The organism is Providencia sp. JGM181, assembly GCF_018257375.1.
GTDB classification, from domain to species: domain Bacteria; phylum Pseudomonadota; class Gammaproteobacteria; order Enterobacterales; family Enterobacteriaceae; genus Providencia; species Providencia lanzhouensis.
The window spans coordinates 1-10,944 of the sequence record NZ_JAERJY010000124.1; the positions used below are offsets into that span (position 1 = coordinate 1).

A 10,944-nucleotide genomic window follows, 5' to 3' on the forward strand; every position below is an offset into this window, starting at 1 on the left:
ATATAAACAAATGCAAAAAAGCCATCTAATTCGTTTAAAGATAATTTTTTATTTACAATTAGTTCGCTTAGTAACAACGTATCACTTTTAAATTCTCGGTCGAAATATTTATATCCTAATTCTTTGTAGTTTAATATTTCGCCATTAAATACAAGGAATCCTCCATTAAGATCTTTAACTGGTTGGTTAACTCCTGACTCTAGGTCTATAATTGAGAGCCGAGCATGGTATGCATGCCAATCTCCATTATTAATAATTCCAGAAGAGCCGTCAGGGCCTCGAAACCGTAATGTGCTTTCTAAAATTTTTTCATGCTGCTTATTTATTGAGGAATGATTTGAAATAAAAAATCCACACATTATTTTTGCCTTTGTTATCTTAATAAGGTCGCAATATATTTTTAGTATAAAAACCCATAGCTACCGCACTGGGTTATCGGGTCCCAGAGCGCCATTGAATTTCAAAATTTAGTGTTTATTAATTGAAAATACTGCATTTTTTGCATGATTGATCAATTAATAAACACTGCTTGTGATAGTCTTCCCTTATCGGTTGACTCGTGCCGTAAGCACAATCAATCAAAAGCCCTTAATAATAGCACTAAAGTATCAGAGTGACTATCGGTGTGAGACGCCTAAAAATCACTACTTTGCCTGTAATCTTCTGATCACTTTTTTGAAACCATCAAGTGACTTATTAGAATATATCTCTATCAAAAATTATTAATTCCACATTGGATAGCATATTGGTTTGGTTGGTATCTATACTTAGCGGATAACCTGATAGTCAAGAAAAAGCATGCATGCGGCTAGATAGTATAAAAAATAATTATAATCACAGCTGTAACTTGATGTATGTTATTAATATATAAATAGATCACGCCCATGTGGCGTAGAAAAAGGTAATTACTCGAATAACGATATAATCAATGAAATATAATATTTATAAGAATTGTCTGAGCTATTTTTTACTTACAAGTATATGTAGTAAATCCGTATAGGCAAATATCGCCAAATGTTTGAGACACTAATTTCATCACTGTTTATGAATATGAATAAGTTAATTATCAGGCAGGTTGAGTTTGGTAGGGAATATTCGGCGAAATAAGATAGGAATATATGGCTGATATATAAAAAGGTCTTTGGCACATAAGCACCAAAGACCTTCATAATCCAAGATTAGCGCCCGTGTTCTGGCAGCCAAATCTGTAGGCGTAATCCACCTAGCGGGCTGTCGTCAGCTTTTACCCAGCCTTTATGTTGGGAAATCGCTGTTTCCACAATTGCTAAGCCAAGTCCTGTACCGCCTGTTTCTCTGTCGCGAGCTTCATCGGTGCGATAGAAAGGTCGGAAGATATGCTCGCGGTCAGCAGGGCTAACACCTGGGCCATCATCGTCGACAGTAATTAAAATACCGTTATTTTCTTCTTTGAAATCAACCGCAATATGGGTGTTTGAGTAGCGCAGTGCGTTACGCACTATGTTTTCAAACGCGCTGCCAATGGCGGATGGATTGCAATATAACGGCCATGAACCAGGGTGCGACGTGACATCCAGCGTCTTGTTCATCTGCTCCGCTTCGAAGCTTGCATCATCAAGAATATCTCCCCATAACTCATCGGCTTTGATGTGTTCGCGAAGAATTTCATTTTTATGCTGACTGCGAGAAAGCACCAGCAAATCATTGATCATGCTATCTAAACGGTGAGTTTCTGTTTCGATGCGCTCCAGTTCTTTACTCTCACCATGGCGGCGACGTAATAATGCCGTCGCTAGCTGTAATCGTGTGAGTGGGGTGCGCAACTCGTGAGATATGTCAGAAATCAATCGCTGTTGAGCGGTAACCATGCCATCTAACGCACTGATCATCTGGTTAAAACTGTTACCCGTAGATAAGAATTCTTGGGGACCCGATTCTAGCTCTGGGTGTGGGCGTAAGTTACCTTTTGCCACATCGTCCGCCGCCATTTTTAATTTACGGGCAGGGCGAGCCAAGCTCCATGATAGCCACAATAGCAACGGTGCGCTGATTAACATGGTGGCAATCAAGAGTAAAAATGGTCTGTCAAACAAGAGGTTAATAAAGTCTGACTGCGGGCTGCTTGCAGGGCGAACTAAATAGAGTTGGTAATGATCTTCACCGTCTCGAATAGAAAATGGACCTAGAATTTCTGCGCGTCCGTACTTTTTCTTCTTCGGATGGTCGGCATTATCGGATTGACCAATAAAGTTGCGGATCACCTGCATTTCACTCGGCATCGCACCAATCACGCGGCCTTCACTGGTCACGATAATCAGCCGTTGCCCTGGGGGCGCCCATTTTTTGATGGCGTTGGAAATCCGTCGCCACCAAAGTAGGTCGTTCATCGGTGCTTGAGCGAGTTCGGCTTCGATATGTTGCTCAAGCATCTCCCCTTGGCGTTGCTCACTTTCCATCAGGACGGTGAGCTGCCGAGAGTCGAGCTTAGGCACCATCAGCACTAGCATTAATACTAGTGCGAGGGTAAACCAGAAAATCGCAAATATTCGAGCTGTTAAGCTGTTGATCATGTGGCAGAAACCATCAAGTAACCGCGTCCACGCAAGGTTTTAAACCAAGGTTGACCATCGGTGCGTTCTGGAAGTTTGCGGCGCAAGTTTGAAATATGCATATCAATCGCACGGTCAAATGGCGTGAGGCGCTTACCCAAAACTTCTTGGCTTAAATGCTCTCTTGAAACCACTTGCCCTAAATGCTGGGCTAATAGATAGAGCAAAGTAAACTCGGTGCCGGTTAAATCAAGGATTTCGTTATCGAAGCTGGCTTCTTGACGACCCGGATTGAGCTGTAATTTATCCACTTGTAAGGTTGGGGTGTTGCTGTTGTCCCCTTGAGTTTGCTCGCTCCAGTTTGAGCGGCGCAGTAACGCACGAATCCGCGCTACTAACTCCCTATCGTTAAATGGTTTTGGTAAATAGTCATCGGCACCGAGCTCTAAGCCCAGCACTTTATCTAATTCACTGCCACGCGCCGTTAACATAATGACGGGTGTTTGGTGAATTTGGCGTAACTCTTTTAATGTCTCAATACCGTTTTTCTTCGGCATCATGACGTCGAGTAATAATAGGTCAATGGATGAATCGATTTGCTGTAATGCTTGCTCACCGTCATAAGCGATGACAACATTGAAACCTTCCATTTCCAGCAGTTCTTTTAAAAGCGACGTGAGTTCACGGTCGTCATCAACTAATAGGATTTTATGCATTAATTAAGTCCTCCAACTGCCAAAATACGATAACAATCTTCACGATTCCATGACTTTACGTTCTTTTACATGCTCTGACGCTAGTTTGCAGCCGACCGCGTATATTTAACTCCATTGAATCACGAGCATCGTTCGGAGACAAGGTATCTAAATGCAAAGAATAGTACACAGAACAAAACACAGTTCAGTACATAAAACAGCCGCATACGTTTTAGCTTCTGCATTTGTTTTCGGGCCAGTCGCTGCGTTTGGTGAAGCATCTGAAAGTAGTGTTGATGATGAACCATCATTAGTGCTTCAAATGCAACCGGACCAGCCACTACAAACTACACATATTGCTATTCAGTTTCAGATTCCTGAATCATTAAATAGCGACGAACGTGCCAGTGAATTTATGTTTAATGGTATCACGTTGAGTGAGAAACAGCGCCAACAGCTTCGTGACTTGATGGCTACCCAGCGCCACCGTCATGGTGAAAATGTTGCCTCAATACAAGAACGTGAGTCATTACACAAACTTATTATAGCGGATCGCTTTGATGATAAAGCTGTCCGAGCGCAACTTGAGAAACAATTGCAAAAAGAACTGGATGAACGCGTTGAGATGGCTCGTATCCATCACGAGCTTTACCAGTTACTGACGCCAGAGCAAAAGGCGCAGCTTGAGCAAATTAATCAGCATAAGTTCGCTGAATATCAAGTTATGCAGTAGAGATTCCTAGTAGTGAGTGTAGTTGAGTTTTTTAAAGCCTGTAGTTGAGTTTTTAAGTTGTATCGTTGAGTTTCGAAGTAAGTAGTGAAGTAGCAATAACTGAAGTTTTTCCTTGCCATAGACACCATCCCTGTCTTTATAGCCCCTTTTAGGGGCTTTTTTTTCAATGACTTATAATTCAAAACATTTAAAAACAACAAGTTATAAATTATTAAATGGTCATAAAAGTTCATGAAAGACTTTAGAGGTGGACGGAATGTGGACGGTCATCCACCTCAAGACAATTAAATTTTTATGTCATTTAACGGGTTAAGTTTTATTGCTAACTCTAAGTAATCTGGCGCTAAGTGAGCATATACCATTGTCTGATTAATGCTTGCATGACCAAGAATCTCTTTAAGAGCAACAATGTTCCCACCATTCATGACAAAGTGGCTTGCAAACGTATGGCGTAAAACGTGAGTAGCTTGACCCCTTGGGAGTTCGGGGAACAAATTTCGTAATGCAAGCCTAAACGTCTCGTAATTTATGTCAAATAGCGGACCTGAATCTTTAGTCTTAATTTGTTCAGACAGTTCGTCAGATATTGGGATTATCCGCTTCTTGCCATTTTTTGTTTTCAAAAATGTGACTCTTCCATTCTGAACTTGTTCACTGTGTAATGTTGCACCTTCGCCCCATCTTGCTCCGGTACTTAAACAAAGGAGAGAGAAAAGCTTGTAATCACCAGTGAACTCATTTAGCAAAGAAATAATTTGTTCCTCACTAAGAAAAATAATTTCAGGCGTTTCCTCTTTTAATGGAGGTAATCCATTTAGTGGGTTTTTATAATCAAGTAATTCTAGGGTTTCAAGCGCAGAAAACATGCCTGATAAACGATACATATCCCGATTTATTGTTGTCGCTTTGATACCACTCATCAGTCTATTCCCCCTGTGTTCAAGTAGGGTTTGTTTGCCTAGTTGATTCAGTGTGGGGTTTCCCAATAGCTTGATTGTTTTGCGCAACTGCATTCTTTCAATTTCGCCATTCTCTAGTGTTTGACCGTGGTATAACCACCATTTATCTAGAATGGCGTCTAGTTTCAATCGTCCTGATAGTGTTGTGTTTTCAGCATAATCTTGGGCGTTGACTATTGCGTATCTTTCAAAAGTTAATGCCTCTGATTTGCGAGCAAAAATCCTTCTTAATCTAGCCCCTTTACTTCCGTTAGGGCGAATGTCCACTTCGTATCGACCATCATTGAGCTTCTTAATTGCCATAAGTAAGCCCTCCGATGTAGCTGACTGACTGTGACCAGCAGTAATCAGAATATAGATATAGAACGTCTAACCAGTTTTCTTTTCTGAGAGGCGTAAGGCTTCTTTCTCTTGCCCATTGTGTGCGAGAGCCGGTGCAATTTGACCAACTTCAGGGGCTGTCTTACCTGTCATTAGCCAAAGGCTATACTTTTCAAATCTGGGATGTTCAGTCATTTTCAGTAAATTCAATCCACTAGGTTCGTATACTCCGGTTTCATATTTACCAAGAGTGCTTATAGATAAATCAATCATTTCACATAATTGAGTTTGACTAAGTCCTTCGGCGATTCGAATCGCTTTAACTTTTTCGCTCAATTTCATTTGACACCTTCCTATATAGGATGTAGATTTATCCGAAACATTCCTATTTAGGATGGTTTCGGGCGCAAAAGAAACCACTTAAAACCAGACATAAACGGTTTTAAACGGTTTGATCTAGTGAGGGTAGCAAATGAATAAAGAGCAAATCAATGTGAAATATCCGGTTAGCGCGGTACCGCTTGCAAGATTTGCGGATCTAATCGGTAAAACTAAAGGTGCTGTTGAGTCGATGGTTAAAAGTGGAAAATTGCCAGTAATCGAATTTAGAGATCCGACAAAGCCACAAAGTAGAGCTGGGGAAATTTGGATAAGTATCAGTGCATTTAATAATGGAATGGACTTAGCATATTCAAGTAAATCACCAGAACAGCGTGATGCATGGCTTTTGTGGTTGGGTTTGTAATATGGAAGTCATACAGGTTTCAACGCATAGCTTTAAGTATCGTAATTTTCAAATAGTTATGCTGCCGGCTAAAGCAATGAATCCAGTAACCCGCTTTCATGTTCAACGTGATGATAATTCGTTAGGGTTATTTGATTCGATGTCTCAAGCAACAAATTACATCGACAGCCTTTACGGGGGTTGACTATGAGCAGAGCAGCAATGAAAGAAAAACATAATCACGGCGAAAAAGTAGATACAGCCAAAATTATTAGCTTTCAATCAAGCCTGTCTAGTGGTCATGGTAAAAAAAGAAAATCATATGACAGATACTTTAATGATGGGGGAACAATAGAAGAACGCACTGCGGCACTAAATAGAGCTGCGGAAATGAAAACGGAATTATTAAAGTGTCGTAAAGAAGAGCCTAATAATCAGCAGTTGTCAGGATTCATTGATTATTTAAGAAAGCAAGACGAAAGAATATTAAATATGATTTTTCATCTTGCGAAATTAAGTGAAAAAAAAGAAATGAAATTTGATGATTTAAATGTTGATGAGCAAAAGCAGCTTATTACAGCACTAAATCAAATAAAGGCATTAAATGCATTAATTCCGAATCAAATAGCAATGCCAATCTAATTTAATTAACCAATAAAAATAATGACATTAATTTGTCAGGACTTTTTACAACCTGAATATAGGTAATGAATATGAATAAATTCCCTGATCCAGTGTTTACCCCAGTAGCAGAAAGCATCAAAGCCAACAGAGAAGATGAGCGAAAAACGCTTGTTGACGGCTTTGCAGCTCGCCAGCGTTCTTTAGCTTACAAAGCGTTAAAAGAAAAAATGACCCACGTTGAAATTTTTCATTTGCTGATGGGTGACGCTGAGCATTTAGAAAATCAAGCTGCGGAGCTGAATCATGTCTAAGGAGATTGACCGCGCAAGTGAGCACGAAATGTTGATGCGTGAGCAGCAAATTAAAGCTGTTACAAATCGTGCAGTCAGTGCTTCGGCTTTTGAGTGCGAAGACTGCGATAAACCAATTCCAGAACAGCGCCGCATAGCTTCAATGGGCTGTACTCGTTGCGTTGATTGCCAAGCGATTTTTGAGCTTAAAAGCAAACATTATCGGAGTGTATGAGATGGCTAAGCATTTATTAAAAATCAGATCGGAATATTTTGAAAAGGTAATCAGAAAAGAAAAGAGTGCTGAATTTCAATTTAATGACAGGAATTTTTTATGTACCGATATTTTAATTTTGCAAGAAATTAAATTGAAGCATGGTTATTCGCTCGATATTGAATATACAGGTCGTGAAATAACGTGTGTTATTACAGATGTGACAAAGGTTAATGGTGTTTACGCTGAGCTGGCTCATTTACCTGAGTTTGTCATGCTGTCTTTTCAAGTGGTTGAGAAAAGGGTGTAGCATGGCGAATAAAACTATCCTCAAGTGGGCTGGCTCTAAAGTTAGCGTGATGGAACAGCTACGCCCGCATTTGCCTAAAACTAAACGGCTAGTTGAGCCATTCGCCGGCTCTTGCGCTGTGATGATGAATACTAACTATGAGCAGTATTTAATTGCGGATGTTAACGAAAATTTAATCAACTTGTATTTAATGATACAAGACGATACTGAGTATTTCTTTAAAAAAGAAATTGAATGGTCTAGTTTAAATACTGAATTTAACTATAAAGCGCAACGTATTTTATTTAATACTTTGAATAAAGATGGTTTTAATCATCCATTTCGGTTTTTATATTTAAATCGTCACTGCTTCAATGGATTATGTCGTTATAATTCAAGAGGGGAGTTCAATGTACCCTATGGGTATTATAAAAAAGCTTACTACCCAATAAATGAAATTATTGCCTTTTCAGAAAAGGCTCGAGATGCAAATATCGTTTGTCTTGAATGGCAAGATACGCTGTCATTGGTTGATGATGGTGATGGTATTTATTGTGATCCACCGTACATGGGCGATTGTTTCACTCGTTATCATACCGCTGGTTTTTCTGATGCGGACCAAGAAGCATTAGCCAATGCATTAAAAGATATTAATGACATTCAAGGTAATCCAGTAACAGTTTCTAATTCTCTTGCGGCAAAAGAGCTGTATCTTGATCTCGGTTTTACTGTCCATGAAATAGAAGCGCCGCGCAAAATTTCAGCGAGCGGGAATCGTAAATCGGCAACTGAAATTATTGCTGTTTTGGCAGGGGTGAAGTAATGATACTTGACCCTAAAGACGGCGTGTATATCAGCGGAACTCGCTTTGCGATTCAACGCCATGTTGAAGATTCTAAAAATGTTCAGTGGCGCTTACTGCAAATCAATAATAAAACTCGTTGTTATGAGTTAGTTTGTTGTAGCTCTGATCCGTGGTTTATTGCGATTGAGCTGACCTCATATCATGTAATGAGAGTAAAGGGGAAAGGCATCAAGACACTAGATGTTTACCGCCAGACTGTTGATGTTATTTCTCGTCGTTGTGAAACTGCCATTAATTTATTAAGACCGGAAACATTAGGCGGGGCGCTTAATGTCTAAGGTATTGGATTTCACGCAACAGGGATTTACTTATTCCGCTGATATGGATTTTCCGTATTCGTGGAATAAGCCCAAAGAAAATAATTATTACAAAGCTGATATAGATGCTTTGGGGAAATCTCTATCGCATGAACAATTACTTCATGCGCAAGCGATTTTATGTGAAGTGGAAACTTTACCGCGTATTTTGCGATACCGCATTCAAAAGCACTATGAGAACTTAATTAAAGAGTCAGGACAGTATAAAGCGTATGAGTATTTACGTTCTGACTTCTACAAAAAAATATACCCGCGCATTACGGCTGTTAATTCACGCTATGAGTTAGATGCAAAAGCGCTATTGACGCTATCCACTCGTTTTACACCAGAAATTAGCCAGTTTAATCGCCTGTTTGATCTGTATGACAAGCCAATTAAAAAATTGGCGGAGCATATTTCCAGTGGTTTTTTCAGTCTCTATGAAATCTATTGCGATAAGTTGACTGAGGAAAATGGCGGTGATCGTGAGGTTATCTATGAAGATGCATCGCAAACGCTGATTTATGGGCGTTTAGCTGAGCTTTCCAACGGTTTACATGTTAGTCCGCTTCACTATCAAAGCTATTTGAAAGTTTTGAAAAATAGAAAGCGCAGGAAGGGAAAGCAAAACTTAACCACACGCCAAGTAATTGCAGCTGTACAACGCTTAGTTGATGCAGACTTTTGGCATCGCAAGCTAAAAGCCCATCGTACCCAATGGATTGAGGCAATCATGATTGCCAATATGGACGTGTGTGTAAATCGCCAGCCTTATGCCAGTAAGCAAGCTATTCGTGAGGTGCAAGCTCAGCGTTTATCTAATATGCAATATCTGCAAGGTATGGATATTCAAGACGTTGAAACGGGTGAACGATTTGATCTGTTTGAGAAAGTCATGGCGAGTATTTCTAACCCTGAAATACGCAGGATGGAACTCATGGCGCAAATGGCAGGTATTGAACGCGTAGCGAAAGAGCGTTGCGATATCGGCATGTTTATTACATTAACTTGCCCGTCCAAATACCATCCGACAAAGCAGCGCAAAGAAAAAAACAAGGAAACCGGTAAAGATGATTTCTACGCGGTGCTCAATCACAAGTGGAAAGATGAAGCTTTTACGCCAAAAGATGGGCAGCGCTATTTAGTTAAAATTTGGTCGCGTATTCGCTCGGCTTTCAATGATAAAAATATCAATATTTACGGTGTCCGTGTTGTCGAGCCACATCATGACGGTACGCCACATTGGCACATGTTGCTATTTGTTGATAAAGCAAAACGCGCAGAAGCGATTGATATTATGCGTAAACGGGCTTTGAAAGAAGATGGAAACGAAGCCGGCGCACAGAAATTTCGTTTCGAATGCAAGCATATGAACCGTGGTGGTGCAGTCGGGTATATCGCTAAGTATATTGCTAAAAATATTGATGGCTACGCCCTAGACGGTGAGATTGACCATGAAACCGGCAAAGACTTAAAAAGCATGGCAGCGGCGGTAACCGCGTGGGCTTCAACGTGGCGCATTCCTCAATTCAAATTCTACAAACTACCATCCAAAGGTGCGTATCGCGAGTGTCGTCGATTGCGCGGCGTTTCCATTGCTGACAGCCTCGGCGATATTGCGGAGCGTGTTCGCGCGGCGGCTGATGAGGGTGACTTTTTTGAGTATGTCATGTCTCAAGGTGGTCCGTGTATTCCTCGCAAACTGGAAACGATCCGCGTAGCTCGTGAGACTAATGACGTGAACGTTTACGGGGAAGAGGTTCAGAAAGTCGTTGGTATCTACAACCAATTAAAATCCGGTGCGCCAGTCATTAAAACGCGCGAAAGAAAGTATCAAATCGTCAAGAAAAGCGCCGTTGACCTTGACCTTAATCTTTTAAAGAGCGACAGCGGAGCGACTTGGAGTCCTGTCAATAACTGTAGATCGCAGATCACATCAAACCTTTCAGATGTGCAATTTTACGAGCCAGAGCATGGCTCTGGCGATGTATCAAACATAAGAGAATACGGTTTTGCCTTTATAGAAACAGACGCCGAGAACGCAGCAGGAAGCGAAATATCGCTAGGTAAGCAGCAAAGACAGGTTTCAAAAATAGAATTAAGTGAAAGTGATAAAAAAATTCAGTCGGAAATAGTCACTTTTGCCAAAGAAGTCGGTTTTGAATTCAATATTCCACAGGTTGAAAACATGTTCACTAAAGGTATGGGGGTTAGTGAAGGTTTCTATTACATGAAACTTGACGGTGAACGACTGAGATTAGAATTAACGGAAGATGGAAAAGAGCAGCAAAGTCGAGAGCTAAAAGAACAAAAAAAAGCGACTATGAAAAGATATAAACAACGATACATATCTATATTAGATAAAATTAATAAAATGAAAAGATAAACATTATTAATAAATATAGC

13 protein-coding genes and 1 pseudogene are annotated in these 10,944 nt (G+C 40.3%); 9 read left to right on the forward strand and 5 right to left on the reverse strand.

From position 1 onward, the window contains the following. The 3 genes and pseudogenes from JK188_RS13930 to cpxR all read right to left on the reverse strand — a co-directional run. Positions 1-359, reverse strand: a pseudogene (locus tag JK188_RS13930) (asparagine synthetase B family protein); the annotation flags it as partial. An 819-nt stretch (positions 360-1,178) separates the two neighbouring features. Continuing rightward, positions 1,179-2,549: an envelope stress sensor histidine kinase CpxA gene (gene cpxA / locus JK188_RS13935; RefSeq protein WP_036950809.1), complete on the reverse strand. Its 1,371-nt coding sequence runs from the start codon at positions 2,547-2,549 to the stop codon at positions 1,179-1,181. After that, the gene (gene cpxR / locus JK188_RS13940; RefSeq protein WP_006660535.1) at positions 2,546-3,244 is read right to left on the reverse strand and encodes an envelope stress response regulator transcription factor CpxR; all 699 of its coding nucleotides are present in this window, start codon (positions 3,242-3,244) and stop codon (positions 2,546-2,548) included. The genes cpxA and cpxR overlap by 4 nt, the downstream gene beginning before the upstream one ends. Before the next feature lie 151 nt (positions 3,245-3,395). Here cpxR and JK188_RS13945 point away from each other — a divergent pair, with 151 nt between their 5' ends. Then, positions 3,396-3,956 carry a Spy/CpxP family protein refolding chaperone gene (locus tag JK188_RS13945; RefSeq protein WP_211887648.1) on the forward strand — a complete coding sequence of 187 codons (561 nt, stop codon included), beginning with the start codon at positions 3,396-3,398 and terminating at the stop codon, positions 3,954-3,956. Between the two features lie 284 nt (positions 3,957-4,240). On the opposite strand, the gene JK188_RS13950 is transcribed toward JK188_RS13945, so the two are convergent. Next, positions 4,241-5,218: a phage integrase gene (locus JK188_RS13950; RefSeq protein WP_154634194.1), complete on the reverse strand. Its 978-nt coding sequence runs from the start codon at positions 5,216-5,218 to the stop codon at positions 4,241-4,243. A gap of 66 nt (positions 5,219-5,284) precedes the next feature. Continuing rightward, positions 5,285-5,578 carry a helix-turn-helix transcriptional regulator gene (locus JK188_RS13955; protein ID WP_154634193.1) on the reverse strand — a complete coding sequence of 98 codons (294 nt, stop codon included), beginning with the start codon at positions 5,576-5,578 and terminating at the stop codon, positions 5,285-5,287. Between the two features lie 130 nt (positions 5,579-5,708). Between JK188_RS13955 and JK188_RS13960 the strand changes: the two genes are divergently transcribed. From JK188_RS13960 to JK188_RS13995, 8 genes are all read left to right on the forward strand, one after another. After that, positions 5,709-5,981, forward strand: coding sequence for a Cox family DNA-binding protein (locus tag JK188_RS13960; protein WP_154634192.1), 273 nt, complete (start codon positions 5,709-5,711; stop codon positions 5,979-5,981). Positions 5,982-6,167: 186 nt separating this feature from the next. After that, entirely contained in the window at positions 6,168-6,602 is a 435-nt protein-coding gene (locus JK188_RS13965; protein WP_154634191.1) for a DUF5347 family protein, read from the forward strand. Positions 6,603-6,673: 71 nt separating this feature from the next. After that, positions 6,674-6,895 (forward strand): DUF2732 family protein, encoded by a 222-nt coding sequence (locus tag JK188_RS13970; RefSeq protein ID WP_230085050.1) that lies wholly within the window; start codon positions 6,674-6,676, stop codon positions 6,893-6,895. Further along, the gene (locus JK188_RS13975) at positions 6,888-7,109 is read left to right on the forward strand and encodes a TraR/DksA family transcriptional regulator (protein ID WP_154634189.1); all 222 of its coding nucleotides are present in this window, start codon (positions 6,888-6,890) and stop codon (positions 7,107-7,109) included. The genes JK188_RS13970 and JK188_RS13975 overlap by 8 nt, the downstream gene beginning before the upstream one ends. Before the next feature lies 1 nt (position 7,110). Continuing rightward, entirely contained in the window at positions 7,111-7,398 is a 288-nt protein-coding gene (locus tag JK188_RS13980) for a DUF3850 domain-containing protein (RefSeq protein ID WP_154634188.1), read from the forward strand. 1 nt (position 7,399) lies between these two features. Continuing rightward, positions 7,400-8,200, forward strand: coding sequence for a DNA adenine methylase (locus JK188_RS13985; RefSeq protein WP_154634187.1), 801 nt, complete (start codon positions 7,400-7,402; stop codon positions 8,198-8,200). Beyond that, positions 8,200-8,520, forward strand: coding sequence for a DUF5405 family protein (locus tag JK188_RS13990; RefSeq protein ID WP_154634186.1), 321 nt, complete (start codon positions 8,200-8,202; stop codon positions 8,518-8,520). Before JK188_RS13985 ends, JK188_RS13990 begins: the two co-directional genes overlap by 1 nt. Then, positions 8,513-10,924 (forward strand): replication endonuclease, encoded by a 2,412-nt coding sequence (locus JK188_RS13995; RefSeq protein WP_211887650.1) that lies wholly within the window; start codon positions 8,513-8,515, stop codon positions 10,922-10,924. Before JK188_RS13990 ends, JK188_RS13995 begins: the two co-directional genes overlap by 8 nt. The last annotated feature ends 20 nt before the right edge of the window (positions 10,925-10,944 follow it).